The 26,643-nt window shown below is 64.0% G+C and carries 22 protein-coding genes and 1 pseudogene; 15 read left to right on the forward strand and 8 right to left on the reverse strand.

Translation table 11 applies throughout. The features are described from left to right. Positions 1-74 precede the first annotated feature (74 nt). On the reverse strand, positions 75-1,121 hold the full coding sequence (locus OCX61_RS15605; protein ID WP_261940310.1) for a class I SAM-dependent methyltransferase: 1,047 nt from the start codon (positions 1,119-1,121) through the stop codon (positions 75-77). Positions 1,122-1,651: 530 nt separating this feature from the next. On the opposite strand from OCX61_RS15605, the gene OCX61_RS15610 reads away from it, so the two are divergent. From OCX61_RS15610 to OCX61_RS15650, 9 genes are all read left to right on the forward strand, one after another. After that, on the forward strand, positions 1,652-2,980 hold the full coding sequence (locus tag OCX61_RS15610) for a UDP-glucose dehydrogenase family protein (protein WP_261940311.1): 1,329 nt from the start codon (positions 1,652-1,654) through the stop codon (positions 2,978-2,980). Next, positions 2,977-3,951 (forward strand): NAD-dependent epimerase, encoded by a 975-nt coding sequence (locus tag OCX61_RS15615; RefSeq protein WP_261940312.1) that lies wholly within the window; start codon positions 2,977-2,979, stop codon positions 3,949-3,951. Before OCX61_RS15610 ends, OCX61_RS15615 begins: the two co-directional genes overlap by 4 nt. Before the next feature lie 35 nt (positions 3,952-3,986). Then, positions 3,987-4,730: a glycosyltransferase family 2 protein gene (locus tag OCX61_RS15620; RefSeq protein ID WP_261940313.1), complete on the forward strand. Its 744-nt coding sequence runs from the start codon at positions 3,987-3,989 to the stop codon at positions 4,728-4,730. Continuing rightward, a complete protein-coding gene (locus OCX61_RS15625; RefSeq protein ID WP_261940314.1) occupies positions 4,727-4,999 on the forward strand; it encodes a lipid-A-disaccharide synthase N-terminal domain-containing protein in 273 nt (90 codons plus the stop codon). Before OCX61_RS15620 ends, OCX61_RS15625 begins: the two co-directional genes overlap by 4 nt. Before the next feature lie 3 nt (positions 5,000-5,002). Then, the gene (locus tag OCX61_RS15630) at positions 5,003-6,559 is read left to right on the forward strand and encodes an ArnT family glycosyltransferase (protein WP_261940315.1); all 1,557 of its coding nucleotides are present in this window, start codon (positions 5,003-5,005) and stop codon (positions 6,557-6,559) included. Then, positions 6,556-7,518: an SdiA-regulated domain-containing protein gene (locus OCX61_RS15635; RefSeq protein ID WP_410011078.1), complete on the forward strand. Its 963-nt coding sequence runs from the start codon at positions 6,556-6,558 to the stop codon at positions 7,516-7,518. Before OCX61_RS15630 ends, OCX61_RS15635 begins: the two co-directional genes overlap by 4 nt. 91 nt (positions 7,519-7,609) lie before the next feature. Then, entirely contained in the window at positions 7,610-8,830 is a 1,221-nt protein-coding gene (locus OCX61_RS15640; protein ID WP_103447025.1) for a putative DNA modification/repair radical SAM protein, read from the forward strand. Beyond that, the gene (locus tag OCX61_RS15645) at positions 8,821-9,660 is read left to right on the forward strand and encodes a TIGR03915 family putative DNA repair protein (protein ID WP_261940316.1); all 840 of its coding nucleotides are present in this window, start codon (positions 8,821-8,823) and stop codon (positions 9,658-9,660) included. The genes OCX61_RS15640 and OCX61_RS15645 overlap by 10 nt, the downstream gene beginning before the upstream one ends. Positions 9,661-9,783: 123 nt before the next feature. Beyond that, the gene (locus OCX61_RS15650) at positions 9,784-11,940 is read left to right on the forward strand and encodes a TonB-dependent siderophore receptor (protein WP_261940317.1); all 2,157 of its coding nucleotides are present in this window, start codon (positions 9,784-9,786) and stop codon (positions 11,938-11,940) included. Between the two features lie 7 nt (positions 11,941-11,947). On the opposite strand, the gene OCX61_RS15655 is transcribed toward OCX61_RS15650, so the two are convergent. Beyond that, entirely contained in the window at positions 11,948-12,799 is an 852-nt protein-coding gene (locus OCX61_RS15655) for a type 1 glutamine amidotransferase domain-containing protein (protein ID WP_261940318.1), read from the reverse strand. A gap of 97 nt (positions 12,800-12,896) precedes the next feature. Between OCX61_RS15655 and OCX61_RS15660 the strand changes: the two genes are divergently transcribed. Further along, positions 12,897-13,835, forward strand: coding sequence for a LysR family transcriptional regulator (locus tag OCX61_RS15660; RefSeq protein ID WP_261940319.1), 939 nt, complete (start codon positions 12,897-12,899; stop codon positions 13,833-13,835). Here the strand turns inward: OCX61_RS15660 and OCX61_RS15665 are convergent. Further along, positions 13,822-14,397: pseudogene (locus OCX61_RS15665) on the reverse strand (OprD family outer membrane porin); the annotation flags it as partial. The gene OCX61_RS15660 and the pseudogene OCX61_RS15665 overlap by 14 nt on opposite strands. Before the next feature lie 178 nt (positions 14,398-14,575). Here OCX61_RS15665 and treS point away from each other — a divergent pair. The 3 genes from treS (at position 14,576) to OCX61_RS15680 (ending at position 18,154) form a co-directional block, all read left to right on the forward strand. Next, on the forward strand, positions 14,576-16,642 hold the full coding sequence (gene treS, locus OCX61_RS15670) for a maltose alpha-D-glucosyltransferase (RefSeq protein WP_261940320.1): 2,067 nt from the start codon (positions 14,576-14,578) through the stop codon (positions 16,640-16,642). Positions 16,643-16,816: 174 nt separating this feature from the next. After that, positions 16,817-17,443, forward strand: a complete 627-nt coding sequence (locus tag OCX61_RS15675; RefSeq protein WP_261940321.1) for a riboflavin synthase subunit alpha — start codon at positions 16,817-16,819, stop codon at positions 17,441-17,443. A gap of 9 nt (positions 17,444-17,452) precedes the next feature. Further along, entirely contained in the window at positions 17,453-18,154 is a 702-nt protein-coding gene (locus tag OCX61_RS15680; protein ID WP_261940322.1) for a YoaK family protein, read from the forward strand. A gap of 3 nt (positions 18,155-18,157) precedes the next feature. Here OCX61_RS15680 and proP read toward each other — a convergent pair whose 3' ends face one another. From proP to OCX61_RS15700, 4 genes are all read right to left on the reverse strand, one after another. Beyond that, positions 18,158-19,660 carry a glycine betaine/L-proline transporter ProP gene (gene proP / locus OCX61_RS15685; RefSeq protein WP_261940323.1) on the reverse strand — a complete coding sequence of 501 codons (1,503 nt, stop codon included), beginning with the start codon at positions 19,658-19,660 and terminating at the stop codon, positions 18,158-18,160. A 380-nt stretch (positions 19,661-20,040) separates the two neighbouring features. Beyond that, a complete protein-coding gene (gene hemB, locus OCX61_RS15690) occupies positions 20,041-21,015 on the reverse strand; it encodes a porphobilinogen synthase (protein ID WP_027916845.1) in 975 nt (324 codons plus the stop codon). A 378-nt stretch (positions 21,016-21,393) separates the two neighbouring features. Beyond that, complete coding sequence (locus OCX61_RS15695) at positions 21,394-22,287, reverse strand: PA4780 family RIO1-like protein kinase (protein ID WP_261940324.1); 894 nt, start codon at positions 22,285-22,287, stop codon at positions 21,394-21,396. Positions 22,288-22,382: 95 nt separating this feature from the next. Next, positions 22,383-23,285, reverse strand: coding sequence for a LysR family transcriptional regulator (locus OCX61_RS15700; protein ID WP_261940325.1), 903 nt, complete (start codon positions 23,283-23,285; stop codon positions 22,383-22,385). Between the two features lie 105 nt (positions 23,286-23,390). On the opposite strand from OCX61_RS15700, the gene OCX61_RS15705 reads away from it, so the two are divergent. Continuing rightward, entirely contained in the window at positions 23,391-25,127 is a 1,737-nt protein-coding gene (locus tag OCX61_RS15705; protein ID WP_261940326.1) for an amidohydrolase, read from the forward strand. A 93-nt stretch (positions 25,128-25,220) separates the two neighbouring features. Next, positions 25,221-25,967 (forward strand): TorF family putative porin, encoded by a 747-nt coding sequence (locus tag OCX61_RS15710; RefSeq protein ID WP_261940327.1) that lies wholly within the window; start codon positions 25,221-25,223, stop codon positions 25,965-25,967. A gap of 4 nt (positions 25,968-25,971) precedes the next feature. Here the strand turns inward: OCX61_RS15710 and OCX61_RS15715 are convergent, their stop codons facing one another. Beyond that, complete coding sequence (locus OCX61_RS15715; protein WP_261940328.1) at positions 25,972-26,403, reverse strand: multidrug/biocide efflux PACE transporter; 432 nt, start codon at positions 26,401-26,403, stop codon at positions 25,972-25,974. Positions 26,404-26,643: the final 240 nt, after the last annotated feature.

Raw genomic sequence — 26,643 nt, forward strand, 5'->3', positions numbered from 1 at the left:
TGCACAGCCCTCGAAGGCGAAGCTATCCCTGTGGCAGCGGGCTTGCCCGCGAAGAGGCCAGTGCAGGTTGTCACCTATTTACGGGCCTCCAGGATCAGGTTGAACGGCGTCTGCGTCGCCCGCCGGAACTGCGTGAATCCGGCCTCCTCGAACACCGCCCGCAGGCGTGCCTCCCCGGCTTGAGCGCCCAACCCCAGCCCCACTTCCTGGGACAACGAGTTAGGCGTGCAGATGAACGTCGACGCCGCATAGAACAAGCGCCCGACCGGCGTCAGGTTGCCCTCCAGCGAATCCTCGGCATAAGGCTCCACCAGCATCACTGTGCCGTCAGCTTTCAACGTCCGGTAGGCATGCTTCGCCGCACCCACCGGGTCGCCCATGTCATGCAGGCAATCAAAGAAGCACACCAGGTCATGATCATGCCCCGGGTAGTCCTTGGCCGACGCCTGCTGGAAGCTCACCCGCCCCGCCAGCCCGGCCTCGCGCGCGCGTTCGCTGGCCGTGGCAATGGACGGTGCGTGATAGTCGTAGCCTGTGAAGCTAGACGCCGGAAACGCCTGCGCCAGGACCAGGGTCGAGGCGCCATGGCCACAACCGACATCGGCCACTTTGGCCCCAGCCTGCAGCTTGGCCACCACGCCTTCGAGTGCCGGCAACCAGTCCGCGACCAGGAAGGTGCGGTAACCGGGCCGGAAGAAACGCTCGGTGCCACTGAACATGCACGGGTGATGGTCACCCCAGGCCAGCCCGCCGTCGCCGCGCATCGCCGCCACCAGCTTGTCCTTGTCATGGAACAGTGCGGCGATGACTGCCGCGCCACCGGCCATGTAGGCCGGCGAGTCTTCCAACGCCAGGGTCATGGCTTGTTCCTCGGGCAGAACGAACGTGCCCTTGTCATGCACCATGTAGCCAGAAGCCGCCTGAGCATTGAGCCATTCACGCACCAGCCGCGGGTGGCAACCGGTCTTTGCTGCCAGCGCCTCGGGGCTGGTCGGCTGGCTGTCGGCCATGGCCCGGTACAGGCCAAGCTCATCGCCGAGGATCACATTGGCCAGGGTCGCTGCAGCGCCCATGTCACCAACCAGCTTGCCCATGAATTCATGAAGCCTTGCCTCGTCCATGACCTGCCCTCCTCTGCAAGAAGGCCACCGTCGACGAAGAAGTCCGGTTCGAGGGGAGCGGTGGTCAGTGGGATGAATGGATGTATATCCGTTAACAGTCTAGCCCCTCGGCAAATTTCGCGTGCGTTCAAACAACTTATTGGCATTCACTGCCATACAACTGATATCGCTTAGTGCAACTTATCCTAAGAAAACCCACGCACATTCTGGCACTTCGCAAGTTGCTGTCTATGCTATCGCTGTGTGCCAACCCTTCTCGGGGTTTCGAACACGTCATGTTTTGACCCTCCCAACTTCCAGGCCTGCGCCAGGCGCTTTTTTGTGCGCGCAGAACATGCGTTTGCCTTTTATTTGCAACGCAAACGTGTGCGGGTGCAGGCGACCTTCTACATCGGGCTCAAGTAACAAAATTTACACAAAAATGTGACATTTTTTTTCAGCTTTTTCGCCAAGGATCTCTGCGGCCAAAACTCAGGCACCTGCGCAAGCAGGGGGTACTGCCCGTACAGGTTCACACCATGGAGCTTTGAATGAAGGTTACGGTTTTCGGTACCGGCTATGTCGGCCTTACCCAGGCGGTATGCCTGGCTCAGGTGGGCCACTCGGTGCTATGCATGGATATCAACGCCGAGCGGGTGGCGGCGCTCAGCGAAGGGCATTGCCCGATCTTCGAGCCCGGCCTAGCGCCGCTGCTGGAGAAAAACCTGGCCTGCGGCCGCTTGCGTTTCACCACCGACGCCCGTGAAGCAGTGCAACACGCCAGGTTGCACTTCATCGCCGTTGGCACCCCGCCTCAGGCCGATGGCAGCGCCGACATGCGCTTTGTGTTCAACGTGGTCGACAGCATTCTCGAACACGCCGATGGCCCGAAAGTCATCGTCAACAAATCCACCTCGCCGGTCGGCACGGTAGACCGCATCAAGGCACGCATCGGCCAGGCCGTGGCCGACGCAGAAAGCTACCAGGTCATCAGCAATCCCGAATTCCTCAAGGAAGGTTCGGCAGTGGATGACTGCATGCGCCCGGACCGCATCATCATCGGCGGCGCCCTGCCGGCAGAGGTCGAACTGCTGCGCGAGCTGTACCAGCCGTTCAGCCGCAACCGCGAGAAAATCATGGTCATGGACGCGCGCAGCGCCGAACTGACCAAGTACGCCGCCAACAGCATGCTGGCGACCAAGATTTCGTTCATCAACGAAATCGCCAACCTGGCCGAGCACCTGGGTGCTGACATCGAAATGGTCCGCCGCGGCATCGGCTCGGACCCGCGCATCGGCTACGACTTCATCTACCCCGGCTGCGGTTTTGGCGGCTCCTGCTTCCCCAAGGACTTGCAGGCGCTGCGCAAGACAGCCGAGGCCGAAGGCTTCGAGCCACTGCTGCTGGGCGCCGTGGAGGCGGTCAACCAGCGGCAGAAGAGCCGGCTGTTCAGCAAGATCCAGCGCCACTACCCAGGCGGCCTGCGCGGCAAGGTGTTCGCCGTGTGGGGGCTTTCGTTCAAACCCAACACCGATGACATCCGCGAAGCCTCCAGCCTGGTATTGCTCGAAGCGCTGTGGGCCGCTGGCGCCAGGGTGCAGGCCCACGACCCGCAAGCCATGGACGAGATCCAGCGGCACTACGGCACGCGCCCCGATCTGCAGCTGTTACCGTGCAAGGACGACGCCCTGGTGGGTGCCGATGCCCTGGTGATCGTCACCGAGTGGCAAGACTACCGCGTGCTGAACCTGGACAGCGTGCCGCAGCTACTGGCTGACCGCGTGGTGTTCGACGGCCGCAACCTGTTCGAACCCGAGCACATGGCCGCCGCCGGTCTCACGTATTACGCCATCGGCCGTGGCCAGGTGAAACAACCATGACCGTCCTGATCACCGGCGCGGCCGGATTCATCGGTTTCCACCTGGCGCGCCGCCTGTGCGAAGCGGGCATCGAAGTGGTGGGCATCGACAATCTCAATGCCTACTACAGCGTCGAGCTCAAACTCGCGCGCCTGCAGCAGTTGCTCGCCTACCCCAACTTCCGCTTCCAGACGGTCGACATCGCCAACGCTGCCGATATGCAGCAACTGTTTGCCGGGCAGGCGTTCAGCGAGGTGATCCACCTGGCAGCGCAGGCGGGTGTGCGCTACTCGCTGGACAACCCCGCCGTCTATGGGCAATCCAACCTGACCGGTTTTCTCAACCTCCTCGAAGCCTGCGGCCAGCACCCACCGCGTCACCTGATCTATGCCTCCAGCAGCTCGGTGTACGGCGCCAACACCAAGCAGCCGTTCAGCATCGATGACCCTGTCGAGCAACCGATTTCGCTGTATGCCGCCAGCAAGCGCGCCAACGAGCTGATGGCGCACAGCTACGCGCACCTGTACCAGCTGCCGATCACCGGCCTGCGCTTCTTCACCGTCTATGGCCCGTGGGGCCGCCCCGACATGGCGCTGTTCAAGTTCACCCGGGCGATGCTCGACGGCAAGCCGATCGAGATCTATAACCACGGCCAGATGGCGCGCGACTTCACCTACATCGACGACATCGTCGAAAGCATCGTGCGCCTGCGCCAGAAGCCGCCACGGCCTGATGCCGGGCAACCACCCTGCCAGCTGTTCAACATCGGTCGCGGCCAGCCGGTGCGCCTGCTGGCATTTGTCGAGTGCCTGGAGAACGCGCTGGGCATCAAGGCCCAACGCGAGTACCTGCCGTTGCAGGCAGGTGACGTGCTGGAAACCTGGGCGGATGTGGACTCACTGACGCGCTGGATCGACTTTTCGCCGAGCACTCCGCTGGAGCACGGCGTCGCCGCTTTCGTTGGCTGGTACCGGGACTTCTACCGGGTTTGAACCACGCAATCACTACAAGAACACAGGTAGCCTCGATGACTGATTCACTTGACCTCTCGGTACTGATCCCCGCCAAGAACGAGGTCGACAACCTGCCGGCATTGCTGGCGGAAATCCGCACGGCACTGGCCGCTGAACACTATGAAGTGCTGGTGGTCGACGACGGCAGCACGGACCAGACGCTCAACAGGCTGCGCCAGCTCAAACAGCAAGGCTTTACCCAGTTACGCATCCTGCGCCACGACCGCTCGCTGGGTCAGAGCACCTCCATCTGGCACGCTGCCCAAGCTGCCCGCGGCCGTTGGCTGGCCACCCTTGATGGCGACGGGCAGAACGACCCGGCCGACATCCCCGGCATGCTCGCCCTGGTACGTGGCAACGAAGACCTCGGCGGCGGCATCAAGCTGGTGGCCGGGCACCGCGTCAACCGCCGCGATACCGCCAGCAAGCGCTGGGCCTCGCGCTTTGCCAATGGCCTGCGCAGCCGCCTGCTCAAGGACGCCACCCCGGACACTGGCTGCGGCCTGAAGCTGATCGAGCGCGACGCCTTCCTGCGCCTGCCCTATTTCGACCACATGCACCGCTACATCCCGGCGCTGATCCTGCGCCACAAGGGCCGCATGCTGGTGCACCCGGTGAACCATCGTCCGCGCCATGCCGGGGTGTCCAAGTACGGCAACCTGGACCGTGCCCTGGTCGGCATCCTCGACCTGGTCGGGGTCTGGTGGCTGATCCGCCGCACGCGCCTGGACACCCAACCACAGGAGCTCGAAGGATGACCCGCGAAACCCTCTGGCTGATCATCGGCTTCGCCGGTCAGGTCGTGTTCACCGGCCGCTTCGTCCTGCAGTGGCTGTACAGCGAATTCAAGCGACGCAGCGTGATCCCGGTGGGTTTCTGGTACCTGAGCATGCTCGGCAGCGCCCTGTTGCTGATCTACGCCATCTACCGCGAGGACCCGGTGTTCATCATCGGCCAGTCGTTCGGCCTGGTGGTCTACCTGCGCAACCTGCAATTGATTGCCCGAAACAAAGAGCAGAAGGAATAGCCCTTGCCAAGGTTCAAGACGCTTGGGGCCGAACGCCTGGCCCTGGTTTTACTCGCGGTGCTGCTGGTCGGTGCCGGTATCGGCTGGCGCCAGCCGATGAACGTCGATGAGGAACGCTTCCTCGGCGTGGCCCTGGAAATGCTCCAGAGCGGCAACTGGTTCATCCCCCACCGCGCGGCGGAAATCTACGGCGACAAGCCACCGTTGTTCATGTGGACCGTGGCCCTGTTCAGCTACCTGACGGGTTCGCCGAAAATCGCCCTCTACCTGCCAGGGCTGATGTCGGCGGCGACCATCACCCTGGTGCTGCATGACCTGGGGCAGCGCCTGTGGACCCGGCGCATCGGCGTGATTGCCGCGCTGCTGTTCCTGGCGACCTACCAGAGCTACAGCATCCTGCGTACCGGGCAGATCGACAGTTTCCTGTGCCTGTGGGTGGCGCTGGGCCTCTACGGCATGGTCCGCCATCTGCTGCTGGGGCCGGCCTGGGGTTGGTTCTACCTGGCCTGCGCGGCCATGGGCCTGGGCATCATCAGCAAGGGCGTGGGCTTTGTCCCGGCGCTGATGCTGCTGCCCTACGCCTGGGCCGTGCGCAAGGGCTGGCGCGGGGTAGTGGCTTACCCGGGCCAGGGTGGGCGCTGGAGCCTGGGTTTCGTCTGGCTGCTGGCAGGCTGCGCGGTGTGGCTACTGCCGCTGCTGATGTCGATCGCCCACGGCGGTGGTGCGGCGGAACTGGCCTACCTGAAGGAGATTCTCCTGCGCCAGACCGCCAACCGTTATGCCAATGCCTGGGATCATCGCGAGCCCTTCTGGTATTTCTTCGTCAAGGTCATCCCGCAGTACTGGCTGCCACTGATCCTGGCCTTGCCATGGCTGGTCCCGGCCTGGCGCCGGCAACTGCAAAAGCGTGATGGGCGCTTCCTGCTGCTGCTTGGCTGGGTCGCCCTGGTGCTGCTGTTCTTCAGCCTCAGCAGCGGCAAGCGCAAGCTCTACATTTTCCCGGCCCTGCCCGGGCTGGTGCTGGCCATCGCCCCGCTGGTGCCCTGGCTGCTCAAACGCTGGTTGCAGCGCCGCCCTGGCTGGCGCAAGGCGTTCACCGCCATTGCCCTGGCCTGGTTCTGCCTGTGGTTCGCACGCGGTTTCGTCGAGCCTCTGAAGGAAGGCCGCAACCCGCACGAAACCTTGATGAGCGAAGCCGCACGCGCCACCGGTGGCGCCGAGCTGGTACTGGTCAACTGGCGCGAAGGGCACTGGCTGTTTGCCCGTCAACCCATCGTCCATTTCGGTTTCGCCAACCAGTCCAAGCCCGAGACGGCGGTGTACTGGTTACGCCAAAACCCCACGGCCTTTGCCCTGATTCCGGCAACGGAACTGGGCCGTTGCTTCAACGCCGACAAGGCTCACCGGCTGGGCGATACCTCGCGCGCCGAGTGGTATGTGGTCGGCGCCGATGCCGACAACGGCCAATGCCAGCCGGTGCTACCGCCACAGGTCTACCACTTCGCCTGGACCAGCAGGGCCGGGAATCTGCAAACCGCAGCACAGGGGCTCGCACAATGACTACCCAGACCTTGCCAGCCCCACGCCGGCACCTGTGGAGACGTTTGAACCGCTGGGGCCAGATCAGCGCACTGGTGGTGCTGTTGGCCATGGCCCTGGTGGGCATCGAAGCCGCGCGCTCGTTCTGGCCGCAGCAACTCTTCGCGCACCTGAGCAACCGCTGGACCGGTGACACCGCGCCCGGGCAGAACGTCTGGCTGCCGGCCTTCAAGCTGAGGATCGACGCCAAGGTCGTGGAGCCAAGCCTGACCAACCTGTCCGGCATCACTTATGACTACGACCGCGACCGGCTGCTGGCGATCACCAATGGTGTGCCCATGGAGCTGCTGGAGCTGAGCAAGGACGGCGACATCCTGGCGCGCTACCCACTGGTGGACTTCGAAGACACCGAAGGCCTGGCGTACCTGGGCAATGGCCGCCTGGCCATCAGCGACGAGCAGATGCAACGGCTGGACGTGATCACCCTGCCCGACCACCCGCAGCCGATTCACGCCAGCGAGGCACAGTGGATCACCCTCGACATCAACCCGACCCACCGCAACAAGGGCTTCGAGGGGGTGACCTACGACCGCCAGCACGATCGCCTGTTCGCCATCAAGGAGCGCGACCCGCGGCAGCTGTTCACCGTCACCGGCATGCTCACGGCGCTCAGCGGCGGCCCCCTGCAGTTGACGGTCAGCGACCGCCGCGACTGGGTCAAGCGCAGCGTGTACGCCACCGACCTGTCCGACGGCTACTACGACCCGCGCACCGGTCACCTGCTGGTGCTCAGCGACCAGTCGAAGAACATCACCGAGCTCGATGGCGATGGCCGCTTCGTCAGCATCCGTTCGTTGCGTACCTGGCTCGGTGGGTTGCAGCATGACGCCCCGCAGCCCGAAGGCATGACCATGGACAGCGCCGGCAACCTCTATGTCGTCAGCGAGCCGAACCTGTTCTATCGCTTCAGCAAGCCCTGAAGTCAGGCCTGTCGACCTTTCGCCTCGGGGCGCTTGCAAAAGCACAAGTCTCGAAATACTGTATGAATAATCAGTATTTCGAGACAACCCCATGCAGCTCATCGCCAAACTCGGCATTCTCGCCGATGCCGCCAAGTACGATGCCTCATGCGCCAGCAGTGGCGCACCGAAACGCAGCTCGCGCGGCAGCGATGGCCTGGGCGCGACCGATGGCATGGGCATCTGCCACAGCTACACCCCCGATGGCCGCTGTGTGTCGCTGCTCAAGGTGCTGCTGACCAACTTCTGCCTGTATGACTGCCAGTACTGTGTCAACCGCCGTTCCAGCAACGTGCCGCGGGCCCGCTTCAGCCCCGAGGAAGTGGTGCGCCTGACCCTGGACTTCTACCGGCGCAACTGCATCAGTGGCCTGTTCCTCAGCTCCGGCATCATCCGCTCGGCCGACTACACCATGGAGCAGCTGATTCGCGTGGCCCGCCTGCTGCGGGAAGAACACAACTTCCGTGGCTACATCCACCTCAAGACCATCCCCGACGCCGACCCGCTGCTGATCGAAGAGGCCGGGCGCCTGGCCGACCGCCTCAGCGTCAACATCGAGTTGCCCACCGATGCCAGCCTCAAGCGCCTGGCCCCGGAGAAGCAGGCACACACCATCCGCCAGGCCATGGGCGTGATCCACCAGGGCCAGCAGGCCGTGGCCGGTGAACCGAAAGCGCCGCGTTTCACCCCGGCCGGGCAAAGCACCCAGGTGATCGTCGGCGCCGATGCCACCGACGACAGCACCCTGCTGCGCAACGCCGAGTCGCTGTATCAGGGCTATGGGCTCAAACGCGTGTACTACTCGGCCTTCAGCCCGATCCCCGACAGCCCTGGCAGCGTGCCCCTGGCCGCCCCGCCACTGCTGCGCGAACACCGCCTGTACCAGGCCGACTTCCTGCTGCGTGGCTATGGCTACAAGGCCGGTGAGCTGCTCGGCGAGGCCGGCAACCTGGCACTGGACATCGACCCCAAGCTGGCCTGGGCACTGGCCAACCGCGAGGTGTTTCCGCTGGATGTGAACCGCGCCGAGCCGGCGCTGCTGGCACGCATCCCCGGCATCGGCCTGCGCAGCGTGCAACGGCTGGTGGCACTGCGCCGCGAGCGACGCGTGCGCTACGACGACCTGATCCAGCTGCGCTGCGTGCTGGACAAGGCACGGCCGTTCATCGTCACCAGCGATTACCGCCCCGCCGATGGCGAGTTGCGCAGCGGCTTGCTCAGGGCGCGCCTGCGCGAACCTCAGGCGCCGCAGCAGATGGGGCTGTGGGGGTGATTGCGCTCGATTGCGATGACCAGTTCGGCACTTGGCGCAACCAGGCCCGCACCTTGCTCGGCCACGGTATCGACCCCGCCGACGTGACCTGGGCGCAAGGCCCGATCCAGGACCTGCTGGCCCTGCCCACACCCTTGCCCGAAGGCCCTGGCCCATTCCGCGCCAAGGTGCCCGCCACGCTGCTGACGCAACTGGAGCAAGCCGCACGCTACCGCGGCGAGCAACGCTGGAACCTGCTGTATGAAGTGCTCTGGCGCGTGGCCCACGGCGACCGCACGGCCATGCTGGCGGGTGACCGCCTGGGCAGCGAATTGCAGCGGCGTATCAAGCAGGTCAGCCGCGAGGCGCACCACCTGCATGCGTTCGTACGTTTCGTGCCGCTGCCCGAGGCGCTGGCCAAGCAGTTGCAGCTGGACCTGGTGGCCTACCACGAACCCGCCCACGACATCCTGGAGAGCGCCAGCACGCACTTCGCCGACCGCCTCGGGCGCCAGCGCTGGCTGATCGCGACGCCACAGGACGGCATCCGCTTCGATGGCCAGGCTTTCGAATATCAGCGCCGTTGCCCTGAAGATTGGCGGCAATGGGCACAAAATGCCGAAGACCCCGGTGCCGAACTGTGGCGCACCTATTACCGGCATACCTTCAACCCGGCCCGGCTCAACCCCGACGCGCTGCGCCTGCACATGCCGGGGAGGTTCTGGCGGCACCTGCCGGAGGGGATGCTGATTCCGCAGCTGGAAGGCCTGGCGCGGCAAGGCAAGCAACGCGACGGGCAGGCGCTGGAGGTGGCCAGCCAGCGTGGCAAGCGGATTACCCGTTCCGGGTGATTTGTGAAAATTTTGTAATGGATTTGGCATACCACCTTCCCAAGGAGCGACACATCCTGACAAACTGATTGCTAACGATTCTCATATTTACTTGTATTAGCAATCATCAGGAGCCCATCCGTCATGTTGTCGCCCCTCGCGCACACGCGCCCCCTGCCCGCCCGCAACCTGCTCGCCATGGCCATCTGCATGGCCGTTGTCACGCCAGCCGTGGCCGAAGATACCCCCACCACACTGGAACTGGGCGCCACCGAAATCAGCTCGGAGGCATTGGGCAGCACCACCGAGGGCTCGGGCTCCTACACCACCGGCTCCATGTCCACCGCAACCAAGCTGCCACTGAGCATGCGTGAAACGCCCCAGGCGGTGACCGTCATCACCCGCCAGCGCATGGACGACCAGGCCATGACCAGCATCAATGACGTGGTCAAGGCCACGCCCGGCCTGTTCCTCGACTACTCCAGCGGCCCGGGCCGGCAGAGCTACTCCTCGCGCGGTTTCAACATCGACAACCTGATGTACGACGGCATCCCCAGCGGCTATACCGGTTGGGTGGTCGGCGCCCAGCCGAACCTGGCGATGTTCGACCGGGTCGAGGTGGTGCGCGGCGCCACCGGCCTGGTCACCGGTGCCGGCAACCCGTCGGCAGCCATCAACCTGGTGCGCAAGCGCCCACTGGCCGAGCAGAAGGTCACCCTGACCGGCGCCGCCGGTAGCTGGGACGACTACCGCGGCGAGATCGATGCCTCCAGCCCGCTAAATGACAGCGGCACCCTGCGCGGACGCGTGGTGGCGTCCTACCGCGACGCCAACAGCTTTGTCGATGATGTCGAGGAAGACCATGGCCTGTTCTATGCGGTGACCGAGGCGGATCTCTCCGATGACACCAGCCTGATGCTTGGTTTCTCGCACCAGAAGGACAAGACCAACTACTTCTGGGGCGCCATGCCCACCGCCCTCGACGGCCACCACATGGGCTTCTCGCGCTCCTACAACCCGGGCACCGACTGGGAGAACAAGGACCAGGAGATCAACACCCTGTTCGCCGAATTGCGCCATCGCCTGGCCAATGACTGGACGCTGCAGCTCAACGCCAACTATGCGCAACAGGATGCGACCTTCACCGGGTCCTACCAGTCGCGCTGGGCTGGCCTGCAGGCACCGCTGCAACGCACGGTCTACCAGTCCAGGCATCAGGAAAACCAGGCCGGCCTGGACGGCTTCGTCAGCGGCCCGTTCGAGCTGCTCGGGCGCACCCACGAACTGGTGGTAGGTGCCAGTAAGCGCATCTACGACATGGACACCCGCAACTACAGCCCGTACGACATGTACTGGCCGCTCAATGGCGGTAAACCGAACTTCGTACACACCGACAACCAGCGTGAAGTCACCACCCAGGATGGCGTGTACCTGACCACCCGGCTGAACCTGGCCGACCCGCTCAAGCTCATCCTCGGCGGGCGCCTGGACTGGTACGACTATGACAACCGTGATGGCGACGGCGATTACAAGGTCACCCGCAACGTCACCAAGTATGCCGGCCTGATCTACGACCTGGACGACCACCACTCGGTGTACGTGAGCTACAGCGACATCTTCACCCCGCAAAGCTCCAAGGACATCTCCGGCACCCCGGTGAAACCGATCGTGGGCAAGAACTATGAGGTCGGCATCAAGGGCGAATACTTCGACGGCGCGCTCAATGCCAGCATCGCGCTGTTCCGCATCGACCAGGAAAACCGTGCCACCCAGGTGTTCGTCGCGAACTGCCCGCAGACTTCCTGCTACGAAGCTTCGGGCGAAGTGCGCAGCCAGGGCATCGACATGGAGCTGCAAGGCGCGCTGACGCCAAACTGGCAGATCGGTGGCGGCTATACCTATGCCCGCGCGCACACCATCAAGGACGCCGCCAACCCCGCCAATGTCAACCAGCGTTTCGATACCGACACCCCGGAGCACATGTTCAAGCTGAACACCGTGTACCACTTCCAGGGCCCGTTGGAGAAGCTGCGGGTCGGTGGCAACATTTCCTGGCAGAGCCGCATCTACAACGACTTCACCGTGGCCGATGGCAGTGAGTACCGGCTGGCCCAGGGTGCCTATGCGGTCACCGACCTGATGGCCGGCTACCGGGTCAGTCAGCATCTCGACCTGCAACTCAATGCCAACAACGTGTTCGACCGCAAGTACTATTCGGCCGTCGCCAGTTCGGTGGACTACGGTGGCGATACCTGGGGGGCGCCACGTAATCTGATGATGACGGCCAAATACAGCTTCTAGCGCCGCCTCAGTCGGCCTGCTGATGCTCAGCCAGCTTCTCCAGCAACGCCTTGGCCAGTGCCTTGTCGGAGAACGGGTTCTGCCCGGTGATCAGTTCACGATCCACCAGCACATGAGGCTGCCAGGCCTGGGCGTAGGTCATGTGACCGCCCGCTCCGGCCATGGCCTTGGCCGGATAGAACTGCAGGCGCTGCGGCTTGAGCGAAGCTTCGAACACCTGCTCTTCCGGGTCGGAGAAGATGGTCATCCGATAACCCTGGTAAACCCAGTCATCGGCCGCCGGCTGCTCGCCACGCGTCAGGGCGGCCTGGTAGCTGGCTGGGTCGCGTTGCGCCGACAGCAGCGCGATGGGCCCGTGGCAGATAGCGGCGGTAGGCTTGCCGGCCTGATGGAAGTGCCGCAGCAAAGCCCCGACATCAGGGTTGTTGGCCAGGTCGATCAGTGGTGCATGGCCACCGGGAATGAACAAACCGGCATAGCGGTCAAGGTCACCGGCCAGCACCTGCTTCACCGACAAGGTGTCGTTGATGCCCGGCAGGCCCTTCACGACCTGCTCGATGCGCCGCATTTCCGTGGCGTCGCCAGCAAAGTACTGGGGATCGATCGAGCGCACGTCCACGCTTGGCGCATTACCCTTGGGCGTGACCAGTACCAGCTTGTAGCCAGCCTTGAGCAACTGGTCGGCGGGCACACCGAATTCATTGAGGTAGTAACCCGTCGGGTAGCGCTTGCCATCCTGCAACATCAAACTGTTTTCACTGGACAGCAGCACCAGCACTTCGCCTTTCGGCGCGGCATGGGCAGCGGCGGTAAGCAATGCGCCAGTCACCGCCAGCACCAGCGAGGTCGTCTTGTTCATCAGGTTTTACCTATCGAGTCATGAGGGAACTGGGCCCATCCTAATCAGGCAGCTATGATTCGATAATTCGAAAGCTTTTATTTCTGTGATCCATAAAATGAATATCGCTAGCAAGGATCTCAACCTGCTGTACCTGTTCCACGTGCTGTATCAGGAACGCAACGCCACACTGGCGGCCGCGCGCATGGCCCTGAGCCAGCCAGCCTTGAGCCACAAGCTCAACAAGTTGCGGCACCAGTTTGGCGACCCGCTATTTGTACGCGCCCCACGTGGCCTGGCGGCAACCCCACGTGCCCATGAACTGGCTCCCGAAGTGCAGCGCCTGGTCGAAGGCCTGGCCGCCTTCTATGAACGGTGCGACGGCCAGGACTTTCTCGCCCGCCCTGCCCGCCTGCACGTGTACAGCACCGATTTCATGGAGCAGACCCTGCTGCCCAGGCTCTTGCCAGTCCTGCGCCGCCAAGCGCCAAACCTGGTGTTGATCACCCACAACACCCGCGGCCAGTTGCCGCGCGAAGCCTTGGAAAAGGGGACCTGCGACCTGGCCATCGCAGGCTTCTACACCGACCTGCCAGACACCTTCCATCAGCAACGCCTGCTCAGCGAGGATTTCGTGGTGCTGGCATCGCGCAGCAACCCGCGCCTGACGCAGGGGCTCGACCTTGAGGCCTTCCTGGCCTGCGACCACCTGCTGACCACGCTCACCGGCGACCTCGATGGCTTGGTGGACCGCGCCCTGCGCGCTGCTGGCCACAGTCGACGGATAGTGGCCGGCTTGTCGAGTTTCCTCGCGCCGACACGGCTCGTTCGCGGCACCGACCTGCTGCTCACCTGCCTGCGCTCGGTCGCCGAAGAAGCCGCCGAACGTGACACAGACTTGTGCATGTACGCCTTGCCCCTGGCCCTGCCCAAGGTCGAAGTGATGCAAATCTGGCATGAGCGGACCCATGCCGATCCGTTGCGGAAGTGGTTTCGTCAACAGCTGCAGGCCGCTGCACGGACTGACGCCAACCCGGCTGCCATCACCAGAGCCTGACGGTATAGTCCACATTGACCCGCAGTTCGTTGTCATCGCGGTGGCTCGCCCCCGCCGCGAAGTCATTGCGATACCAGGCATGGCGCAGGCGCAGCGTCACGCCTTTGAATGTGCCCTGCTGCACGGCGTACGACAGCTCCACATCCTTCTCGCTCTCGCTCAGCCCACTGCCACCCAAATGCGCCAGTTCGATGTTGTCGCCGCGCACGTAGCGCAGCATGCCCTTGAGCCCCGGCACGCCGAACGGCGCGAAGTCCTGGTCGAACTTGACCTGCCAACTGCGCTCCCTGGGGTTGATGAACTCCGAACTGAGCGTACCCTCGGTGATCACCAGCGGCTCGGTGCCGTACAGGTACGGCATGGCAGTATCACCGTCCAGGCGCATGTAGCCAGCCCCGAGGCTGTGGCTGGCCCAGGCGTAGGTCAGCATCAGCGCGGTGTTGCGGTTGTCGACCTTGCCGGCCTTGGCAGCGCCGTCCTCACCGGCGACGAACAGGCGAAAATCGCTTTTCAGGCGGCCCGCACCCAGCGCGCGGTCGTCGACGAAGCCGAAGTAGTCCTGCAGCGGTTTGCCGGGCGGATCGACCAGCTGTTGCGTGAGCGCCAGGAAGATACTTGATCGCAGGCCAGGCCTCTTCGCGGGTTTACCCGCGAAGAGGACGACACGCGCTTGAGCCGAACGATCGGCCGACAATGCCGTCATAACTTGGGCCGGTGCCGCCACGCAAAGAGGACGCGAAATGACCCAGCCCGATCCGTCATACGTCAAATGGCTTGAAGACCGCTCGATGCTCAAGGCCTCGCAGGAGCGGGCTCGCCTGTACTCCGGCCAGTCGCGCCTGTGGCAGAACCCCTACGCCGAAGCCCAGCCACGCCGCGCCACCGAGATTGCCTCGGTGTGGCTGACCGTCTACCCCGACGCAATCATCGCCCCCGAAGGCAGCTCGGTACTGGCGGCGTTGGGCCATGAAGCGCTGTGGAAGCGCCTGTCGGAGATCGGCGTGCAAGGTATCCACACCGGCCCGATCAAGCAATCCGGCGGCGTGCGCGGGCGTGACTTCACGCCTAGCGTCGACGGCAACTTCGACCGCATCAGCTTCGATATCGACCCGCTGTACGGCTCCGAGCAGGAACTGGTTCAGATGAGCCGCATGGCCGCCGCGCACAATGCCGTGACCATCGACGACCTGATCCCCTCGCATACCGGCAAGGGCGCCGACTTCCGCCTGGCCGAGCTGGCCCACGGCGCCTACCCAGGGCTCTACCACATGGTCGAGATCCGCGAGGAAGACTGGCCGCTGCTGCCCGAAGTGCCTGCGGGCCGGGATGCGGTCAACCTCGCGCCGGCACTGTGCGACGAGCTGAAGCAACGCCACTACATCGTCGGCCAGTTGCAGCGGGTGATCTTCTTCGAACCCGGGGTCAAGGAAACCGACTGGAGCGCCACCGCGCCGATCACCGGGGTCGACGGCAAGACCCGGCGCTGGGTGTACCTGCACTACTTCAAGGAAGGCCAGCCGTCACTGAACTGGCTCGACCCCAGTTTTGCGGCCCAACAGATGATCATCGGCGACGCCCTGCACGCGCTGGACTGCCTGGGCGCCCGCGGCCTGCGCCTGGATGCCAACGGCTTTCTCGGCGTGGAGACCCGCGCCAGCGACAGCGCCTGGTCCGAAAGCCACCCACTGTCGATCGTCGGCAACCAGCTGATTGGCGGCATGATCCGCAAGGCTGGCGGCTTCAGCTTCCAGGAACTGAACCTGACCCTCGACGACATCGCACAGATGTCCAAGGGCGGCGCCGACCTGTCCTACGACTTCATTACCCGCCCCGCCTGCCAGCATGCCCTGCTGACCGGTGACACCGAATTCCTGCGCCTGATGCTCAAGGAAATGCACGCCTTCGGCATCGACCCGGCGTCGTTGATCCACGCCCTGCAGAACCACGACGAACTGACCGTCGAGCTGGTGCACTTCTGGACCCTGCACGCCCACGACATGTACCTGTACAAGGGCCAGACCTTGCCCGGCGGCATCCTCCGTGAACACATCCGCGAGGACATCTATGAACGCCTGTCGGGTGAGCATGCGCCTTACAACCTGCGCTTCGTCACCAACGGCATCGCCTGCACCACGGCCAGCCTGATCACCGCGGCGCTGGGCATTCGCGACCTTGAACGGATCAGCCCGGCGGACATCGCGCTGATCCAGAAGGTGCACCTGCTGCTGGTGATGTACAACGCCATGCAACCGGGCGTGGTCGCGCTGTCCGGCTGGGACATGGTCGGCGCCCTGCCGCTGCCGGCCGAGGCGGTGGCCGAGCGCATGGTCGATGGCGATACCCGCTGGATCCACCGGGGTGGCTACGACCTGGCCGGGCTCGCCCCAGAGGCAGAAGCATCGGTGCGTGGCATGCCGCGAGCCCGCGCGTTGTATGGCAGCCTCGACAGCCAGCTGGACAACCCCGCGTCGTTCGCCAGCCAGGTGAAGAAACTGCTTGCCGTGCGCCAGGCCTACGGCATCGCCACCAGCCGCCAGGTGCTGGTCCCCGACGTCCGCAGCCCGGGGTTGCTGGTGATGGTGCATGAACTGCCATCCGGGCGTGGCATCCAGATCAGTGCCTTGAACTTCGGCCAGGAGGTGATTGCCGAGGAGCTGCAATTGACCGGCTTCACCCCAGGGCCGGTGGTGGACATGATCAATGAAACCGTCGAGGGCGACCTGACCGAGGATGGACGCCTGATGGTCAACCTCGAACCTTATGAAGCCCTTTGCCTGAGGATCGTCAACAGCAGTGGGCATGTCTGAAACCTGTATCGGCCTGTTCGCGGGCAAGCCCGCTCCCACAGGATTATCACTTGCCTTGAAGGCTGCGCCGTACCTGTGGGAGCAGGTTTACCCGCGAACAGGCCGGTCTTGCAATTAATGCTCCACGGGCATAGTTTCCTGATGTTTTCCCTCTTTGTGCCCAGGAGCAACTCCATGTACACCGGCATCGTCCAGGCCGTCCGCCCTCTGCTTGATGTGACCAGCTACCCGGGCCACAACCAGTTCACCATCGACCTCACCGCCGAACTGCTCGATGATTTGAAGATCGGCGCCAGCGTCAGTGTCGAAGGCACCTGCCTGTCGGTCACCGAAATCCATGGCAGCCAGGTGAAGTTCGACGCCATGACCGCCACCCTCGAACGCACCAACCTGCGCAACTTCAAGGCCGGCCAAGGCGTGAACATCGAGCGCTCGGCGAAGATGAACGCCGAAGTCGGCGGCCACCTGATGGCCGGCCATATCGCCACCACTGCCGAGATCGTCGAGCTGTCGATCAAGGAAACCGGCGCCTTCATCACCTTCCGCATGCCACCTGAATGGGGCAAGTACGTATTCCCGCGCGGCTTCATCGGGGTCAATGGTTGCAGCCTGACCGTCGCCGATGTCGAGGACAACGTGGTGACCATCAACCTGATACCGGAAACCCTGCGCCAGACCACCTTCGCCAGCTACAGGCCCGGCGAGCTGCTGAACATCGAAGTGGACCACCAGACCATGGTCCTGGTGGACGTGGTGGAGCGCACGATCAAAAGTACGCTTGCCCGCGAAATGCCGCGCTAAAGCCTGCGCATGCTGCCCAACGCCCTCCCCGCGCGCACCGCCAGGCGCCTGCGCCTGCAGGTTTTGCGTGGCCGCGTCGGCCTTGGCCTGGTCGCCGGGCTATCGGTGCTGGCCGGCATGACCGACGCCATCGGCCTGCTGGCGCTGGGTGATTTCGTCTCGTTCATGAGCGGCAACACCACGCGCCTGGCGGTGGCCATCAGCCAGGCAGACCTGGCCCTGGTGCTGCGCCTGAGCGGCGCGGTGCTGGGCTTCGTCGCTGGCAACGCGCTGGGCGTGTTGCTGGCCCGTGGCTTTCACCGCCGGGCCTGGCCGGTGCTGCTGGTGGTGGCCGGGCTGCTGGCCTGCGCCGCGAGCTGGCCGTTCGCCGCAACGTTCCCGGCGCTGCTGGCCGCCACCCTGGCCATGGGCATGATCAATGCCGTGGTGGAACAGGTGAACGGCCTGCCCATCGGCCTGACCTACGTCACCGGCGCCCTGTCGCGCTTCGGCCGCGGCCTGGGGCGCTGGCTGCTGGGCGAGCGGCGCAACGGCTGGCGGGTGCAACTGGTGCCTTGGGCCGGCATGCTGCTGGGCGCCGCCCTCGGTGCCTGGTTGCAACAGCATCTGGGGTTGCAGGCGATGGCGGGCAGTAGTGCCCTGGCCTGCCTGCTGGCGCTGGTGTCGCGGTTCATCCCACGTTCGTGGCAGCGCGGCTACATGCCGCGCTGAGCCTCACTCGATGCGCGGGTGCTGTTGCACCAGCAACTGGCGCTTGGCCTCGAGCTCGGCGATCTGCGCGTCGATGTCTTCGATCTTCTGCTCGATGTTGTCGTGGTGCTCCTGCAGCAGTTCGCGCGCCTCTTCGATGTCCGACGCCGCTGGCGCTGCACCACGCAGCGGCTTGTTGGCGGTTTCCTTCATGGTCAGGCCGGTGACCAGGCCGACCACGGCAATCACCATCAGGTAGTACGCCGGCATGTACAGGTTGCCGCTGCTCTCCACCAGCCAGGCCGCGAGGGTCGGTGTCAGGCCGGCAATCAGCACCGAAATGTTGAAGGCACTGGCCAGGGCGCTGTAGCGAATGTGCGTGGGGAACATCGCCGGCAAGGTCGAGGCCATCACGCCGATGAAGAAGTTCAGCAGCACGGCGATGATCAGCAGGCCGGAGAAGATCAGCCCGAGCGCGCCGCTGTTGATCAGCATGAACGCCGGGATGGCCAGGGCGAACAGCCCGACGCTGCCTACCACGATGAACGGGCGCCGGCCGAATTTATCGCTCATCAGGCCAATGATGGGTTGCACGAACAGCATGCCGACCATGATCGCGATGATGATCAGCACGCCGTGGTCTTCGCTGTAGTGCAGGTTGTGTGACAGGTAGCTGGGCATGTAGGTGAGCAGCATGTAGTAGGTGACGTTGGTGGCGATCACCACACCGATACAGGTCACCAGGCTGCGCCAGTGCTGGGTCGCGACCTCCTTGAACGACACCTTGGGCCCCGAGGCCAGGCCTTCGCGGTCACCCTGCTCGAGCTTGTCCACATGCTGCTGGAACGCCGGGGTTTCCTCCAGCGCATGGCGCAGGTAGAGGCCGATGATGCCCAGCGGCAAGGCCAGGAAGAACGGCAAGCGCCAGCCCCAATCCAGGAACTTCTCATCACCGAGCAGGGTGGAAATCAGCACCACCACCCCCGCCCCCAGCACAAAGCCGGCAATCGAGCCAAAGTCCAGCCAACTGCCAAGAAAGCCACGCTTGCGGTCCGGGGCGTACTCGGCGACGAAGATCGACGCCCCGGTGTACTCCCCGCCCACCGAGAAGCCCTGGGCCATCTTCGCCAGCAACAGCAGGATGGGCGCCCAGATACCGATCGAGGCGTAGGACGGTATCAGGCCGATGGCAAAGGTGCTGAGCGACATGATCACGATGGTCGCGGCGAGGATCTTCTGCCGCCCGAAGCGGTCGCCCAGGGCACCGAAGAACAGCCCGCCCAGCGGGCGGATCAGGAAGGGTACCGAGAAGGTAGCCAGCGCCGCGATCATCTGCACGCTGGGGTCGGCATTGGGGAAGAACACCTTGCCCAGGGCGAAGGCGACGAAGCCATACACGCCGAAGTCGAACCACTCCATGGCGTTGCCCAGTGCAGCGGCGGTGATCGCCTTGCGCATCTTGGCATCGTCGACGATGGTGATGTCTTTCAAGCCGATTGGCTGGACGTTTTTCTTGCGAGATTTCATGCCTGTATCCCTGTCGCTGAAGGCTCTAAGGGATCAGATACAAAGGGACACTAAATAATTCAGCGCTTACTTGTTTTTTCTGTATGTGAATGGCTTGGGAGATGCAGCGCCTGTGAATTCGAGCGCCGCCCGCGCGGCGCATCGCGAGCTGCGCTCGCTCCTACGTTTGTTTCGGGCCAGTAACGCCTGTGGCAGACGCGCGCGACCGCCTTGTTTGCACGACGCGATATCGTGCCATGCGCCAAGGCCTCCGCGCGCAAATCCGCCAGGAATAATTGGCCCGAATCAAACGTAGGAGCGAGCGCAGCTCGCGATGCGCCGCGCGGGCGGCGCTCGATCTTCCCGACAACAAACACCTCGAGGCGGTCTCTGCGGGCCGATCAGATCCCTTCGCGCGCCAGGTCCATGGCGAAGTAGGTCAGGATCAGGTCGGCACCGGCACGCTTGATCGCGCCAATGCTTTCACGCACCACCCGGCCCTCGTCGATGGCACCGGCCAGACCGCCGAACTTGATCATCGCGTACTCGCCGCTCACCTGATACGCCGCCAGCGGCAGGCGCGAGGCGGCGCGGATGTCGGCGATCACATCGAGGTAGGCACCGGCCGGCTTGACCATCAGCACATCGGCCCCTTCCTGCTCGTCGAGCAGCGACTCGCGCACCGCTTCACGGCGGTTCATCGGGTTCATCTGGTAGCTCTTGCGGTCGCCCTTGAGCGCAGTACCGCCAGCTTCACGGAACGGGCCATACAGCGACGAAGCAAACTTGGTGGAATAGGCCATGATCGCAGTGTCGTGGAAGCCGGCACCGTCCAGCGCGCTACGAATGGCCTGCACCTGGCCGTCCATCGCCGCCGACGGGGCGATGAAGTCGGCGCCGGCGGCGGCGGCGATCACCGCCTGCTTGCCCAGGTTGGCCAGAGTGGCGTCGTTGTCCACGCCATGGTCGTGCAGCACGCCACAGTGGCCGTGGCTGGTGTATTCGCAGAAGCAGGTGTCGGACATCACCACCATTTCAGGCACGGTGTCCTTGCAGATGCGCGACATGCGCGCGACCAGGCCGTTCTCGTTCCAGGTGTCGCTGCCGGTGGCGTCCAGGTTGTGCGAAACGCCGAAGGTCATCACCGACTTGATACCGGCACGGGCATAGCGCTCGATTTCCTGTGCCAGCAATTTCTCCGGAATGCGGTTGACGCCCGGCATGCTGGTGATTGGCACGAAGTCATCGATGCCTTCCTCGACGAAGATCGGCAGGATCAGGTCTTCCAGGCGGAACTCGGTTTCCTGGAAGATCGTGCGCAGGGATTCGTTCTGGCGCAGACGGCGGGGACGAACGGAAGGGAAACGGTTGGACATGACAGCTCCAGGGCATTTTTAACGGCGTATACCTTATGCCTGTCGCGCGCCAGTGAAAAGGCCAGATGGCGAGATTCTGTCTTGCGTCAAAGGCAATAGCCGGTTTTTGCCTGTAAGGGCCTCTTCGCGGGCAAGCCCGCTCCCACAGGATCACCGCAAGCTCAAGACAGGTGCTGTACCTGTGGGAGCGGGCTTGCCCGCGAAGAGGCCGGTACAGGAGAACTCAATCCACCAGCCGCGGCGCCCCCACGACACGCCACCCGCGCCCGTTCGATCTACCTGGCACAGGTCAGCTACATCAGCCTGAAGACCGTCGAACCGCTGGAATAGCGGATGCACTTCATAGCGGAGTACCTGGGCATCTTTACCGGCGCGGGATCACTGCATCCACGGCGGCGTTGGCTCTTCAGCCTTGGCCGGCCCGTGCTCGGCCTCTGCCCGCGCCGCACGGCGACGGGCTTCATCGCGCAGGGTGGCGTCGATCTCGCGCATCACCCCGACCACGTCGGCCGCCTGTTCGTCATCTTCAAACTGCCCGCTCAGCGGGCTGTCCGGGCGCAGCTCACCGGCTTCGTACAACGCCCACATCTCGTCGGCGTAGCGGGTGGTCTTGAGCTCCGGGGCAAAGCGCCCGAAATAATGCGCCATGTTCGCCACGTCCCGCTGCAGCATGCTGAACGCATGGTTGTTGCCCGCCGCATCCACCGCCTGGGGCAGGTCGATGATCACCGGGCCATCCGGGCCAAGCAGCACGTTGAATTCGGACAGGTCGCCATGTACCAGGCCGGCGCAGAGCATCAACACAATCTGGCGGATGACGAAGGCATGGTATTCCAGCGCCTCCTCGGCCTCCAGGTGCACGTCGTTCAGGCGTGGCGCGGCATCGCCTTCGGCGTCGGTGACCAGTTCCATCAGCAGCACGCCGTCCTGGAAGTCGTACGGCTTGGGCACCCGCACGCCGGCAGCGGCCAGGCGGAACAGCGCAGCCACTTCGGCGTTCTGCCAGGCGTCTTCGGCTTCTTTGCGGCCGTACTTGCTGCCCTTGGCCATGGCCCGGGCCTGGCGGCTGTTGCGGACCTTGCGGCCCTCCTGATATTCGGCGGCCTGGCGGAAGCTGCGCTTGTTGGCCTCCTTGTAGACCTTGGCGCAGCGTACCTGGGCACCGCAGCGCACCACGTAGACGGCCGCTTCCTTGCCGCTCATCAAAGGCCGTATGACTTCGTCGACCAGGCCGTCTTCGATCAGTGGTTCGATTCGTTTTGGTGTCTTCATCAGGCTGCGTTCGGGGTCCTGGCTGGGGGGTAGACATCCTCTCACAGGCTGGGGCGACTTGCTCGTTTGTCTGCAAGGGCCCGATCAGCTGAACATCACTGCTGCAAATAGCCCTGCAGGTAGTCGACGAACGCCAGCACCTTGCCGCTGGCGCGCCGGTGGCTGGGGTAGACCGCGAGGATGTCTTCACCGAAGGCATCGGGCTCGATCACGCAGTGCTCCATCACCCGCACCAGCCGCCCTTCCTGCAGATAACCGCGTACGCTCCACTCCGGCGTGTGCAGGATGCCGTGCCCCGCCAGCGCATTGCGCAGCAGCAAGTCGTAGTTGTCGCTTTCCAGCCGGGCCTTCTGCGGGTACGGCAGGCGCATGCGCACGCCGTCACACTGCAGCCACCAGAACCTCGCATCCAGCGCCGGGTGAATGTACTTGAGCCACTGGTGCTGGCCGATGCTGTGCGCGGTCACCGGCAGCGGGTTGCGCTCGAGGTAATCGGGGCTGGCACAGAGAAAGATGCGGTTGTGGCCGATGACCCGGGCGATCAGGCCCGGCAGGTCGCTGTGGCCTTCACGCAGCGCCAGGTCGTAACCGGCTTCGATCAGGTCGATAAAGGCGTCGGATAACTCCACGCGCAGCTGGATCTGCGGGTATTCGCGCATGAAGCCGGCACAGGCATCGGCCAGGAACGCCCGGCCGAACGCCAGCGGCGCAGTCAGGCGCAGGGTGCCGGACAGCCCCTGCAACTGGCTGATCTCTTCACCGGCCTCATGCAGGCTCTTCAACACCTGCCGGGCGGTTTCCAGGTAAAGCCGGCCGGCTTCGGTCAGCACGATGCGCCGGGTGCTGCGCTCGAACAACTGGCTGCCCAGCTCACGCTCCAGGTGGGTGACGGCCTTGGTCAGGGCCGAGGGTGTCTTGCCCAGCGCCTCGGCCGCGCGGCTGAAACTGCCATGGTCGGCAGTGGCGACGAACATCGAAATCGCACCCAAGGTATCCATGTGGTTTTTCCTGAATGGCAAAAGGCTTTTTAGCGTTCTGGCGATTCTATGCCAGGCCCGCGCTGGTTAGGCTCGCGTTACACCAATAAATACAAGAGGCTACACATGTCGAGATGTCTTCCTGGGTTGCTGGCGCTGGCCGTGGCTTTTTCCTCCGGGCAGGTACTGGCCGCCGCCGACCTGGTACTGGTCAACGGCAAGATCTTCACCGCCGAGCGCACTAACCCGCAGGTGCAGGCCATCGCCATCGAAGGCGGCAAACTGGTGGCGGTGGGCACCGATGCCCAGGCCCGCGCACTCGCCGACGCGCACACCCAGGTGATTGACCTGCAAGGCAAACGGGTCACGCCGGGCCTGATCGATACCCACTCCCACGCGATCTTCGGCGGCCTGCAGCTCAGTGGTGCCGACATGGGCGGCGAGGCAGTGCCGCTGGACGACTTCGAAGCCCGCCTGCGCGCCTGGCGTGATGACGGGCGCGCCCGCAATGGCGATGTGCTGCAAGTGCTCGGTGTCAGTTCGAACTACTGGGCCCAGGCCAAGGCGCTGAATGAGCGCTTCAGCCAGGGCGAGTGGGCCACCACGCCCATCGTGTTCATCGGCGAGGACTACCACACCGCCTGGGCCAACCAGGCCATGCTCAAGCGCGCCGGTATCGACAAGGCGCTGCTGGGCAGCCTGAGCCCGCAGGAAAAAGACACCATCGGCAGCTTCGACGATGGCCAGCCCAGCGGCTTCCTGGTCGACGCCGGCTGGGACCGGGTCGCCAGCGTACTGCCCAAGGCCGATGCCGCCACCCTGCTCAAGGGGGCACAGGCTGCCGTGCAGTACAACAACAGCCTGGGCATCACCGCCTGGATGGACCCGGCAGCCAACAGCATGCCTGGCGAGGCGATCTTCGCCATCAAGCCCACCGACCATACCGTGGGCGTGCTGCCAGCCTACAAGGCCCTCGCCGAGCAGGGCGGGCTGAACGCGCACGTTGCCGCGCTGCTGGTGGTCAACCCGAAAAGCACCCCTGCCGACCTGCAGACCATCGACAACGTGCGCAAGCAGTTCGCCGGTGTGCCGAACCTGACCCTGCCGGGCATCAAGGTGTTCGCCGACGGCGTGCTCGAATACCCGGCGCAGTCGGCCGCCTTGCTCAAGCCGTACCACAACACCCACAAACCGGGTGAACTGCTGATCGACCCGCAGCATTTCGGCGCGCTGGTCAGCGCCGCCGACCAGCGCGGCTGGCTGGTGCACATCCACGCCATCGGCGACCGCGCGGTGCGTGAATCACTCAACGGCATCGAGCAGGCACGCAAGGCCGGCAACAGTGGCATCCACCACTCGATCACTCACCTGCAACTGGTCAACCCCCATGACTTCGCCCGCTTCAAGGCCCTCGACGTGATTGCCTCGATGCAACTGCTGTGGGCCGCCGGCGACGACTACACAGTCGACATGGTCAAGCCCTACGTCGACGCCACGGCATTCCGTTACCAGTACCCCGCCCATTCGCTGCACAAACAGGGCGCGACCATTGCCGGCGCCAGCGACTGGCCGGTGTCGTCACCCAGCCCCTGGCTGGCCATCGCCCAGGCGGCAACGCGCAAAGGCGCGCAAGGCGTGCTCAATGCCGACGAGCGTCTCGACCGCCAGACCATGCTCTATGCCTACACCGCCAATGCCGCCAAGGCCCTGGGCCTGGAGCAGCAGATCGGCTCGCTGAGCCCGGGCAAGCAGGCCGACTTCGTCATCCTCGACCGTGACGTGCTTGCAGTGAACGACCAGCAGCTGGGCGAGACCCAGGTGCTGGCCACCTACTTCGGCGGCCGCCAGGTGTACGCCCGCTAAGCTGCTGCGCCTCTCTTTACCTGCACGGCATGCCCCCAGGCATGCCGCCTTTTCTATCTGCCACAACAACCACAACACAAGATAGGGACACCGATGAAACACGCTACCCTGGCAGCCGTGTGCGCACTCGCCTGCGCCGCGCTCGCCCCCGCCGCGATTGCCATGCCGATCAACGATGACTTCGCGGTCGACATCGACCTGGCCGCGACCAGCGACTACCGCAGCCGTGGCATCTCGCAAACCCAAGGCGATCCGGCTTTGCAGGCCGATGTCATGCTAAGTCACATCAGCGGCCTGTACCTCGGTGCCTGGACCTCGAACGTCGACTTCGGCTTTGCCAGCAAGACTCGCCAGGAGGTCGACTACTACGCAGGCTGGGCCTGGCAGATGAGTGAGCAGGTCAACCTCGACCTCGGCTATCTCAGGTACACCTACCCCAAGGAGAGCCAATACAACCTGTCCGAGTTCTACGCCATCCTCGATGTACAGGGGTTCAAACTGGCGGCGTACTACTCCAGCGATGCCAACACGCAATACGGCAAGGATCAGGACAGCCTCTACACCTGGGTGGGCTACCACAGGGTGCTGCCCCTGGAAGTCGGCCTGGAACTGCGCTACGGCCGCGTGGACTTCAAGGACCCGAGCTACTGGTCGCATAACGGCCAGTCACGCGACTCGTACCGCGAATGGGAGGCCAGGTTGACCCGCGATTTCCTCGGGCTCACCTGGCGCCTCAGCTACCTGGACACCAACCTGTCGCAGGCAGAATGCGCCAGCAGCTACGGCTTCGACGATGTCTGCAGCGCCACCGTGGTAGCCGCTGTCAGCAAGCACTTCTGAAGCCTCAGGCAACGGCCCGGCGCTGCAGGAGGTAATGCCGGGCCCGGTCGAACGCCCAGTTGTACAGCACGGTGTAAGGCAGGATGATCACGAAGAAGCCCAGCTCGACCATGAACGCCTGCAGCAGCGAGATCTCCAGCATCCAGGCCGCCACCGGCAGGCACCAGACCACCAGCCCGGCTTCGAAGCCCAGGCCATGAACGAAACGCGCCAGTGCTTTCCAGTGGATGCGCGGGGTCACCACGAAGCGGTCGACCAGCGCGTTGTAGACCATGTTCCAGAGCATTGCGATCACCGACAGGGTGACAGCAAGCGTACCAGCCGTAGCCAGCGACTTGCCCATGATCCACGAGAGCAAGGGCGCGCAGAGCAGCACGGCGAAGAATTCATAGCCGACGGCATGGACCATGCGTTCGGTGAGAGAGACCTTTTTCATAACAGATTCCATCAAGTGGTTACGTCGTGGCTCACATTTTCTTTGATGGAACTGATACTCGCGATATAGCACCTATCGCTTTTATCAATACGCAAGGCCTTATCTCTGCCGCGAACATGCAATCAAGCGTTCATTTTCTCGAGGGTTGGCGTGAAATGATTATGCCGTGCCAAGTGCCTTGAGACATCACCGGGCTAGACTTCGAATCGGTCTGGGAACGAAACGCTGAGTGTGGACGTG

The organism is Pseudomonas sp. LRP2-20 (assembly GCF_024349685.1).
Classification (GTDB): Bacteria; Pseudomonadota; Gammaproteobacteria; order Pseudomonadales; family Pseudomonadaceae; genus Aquipseudomonas.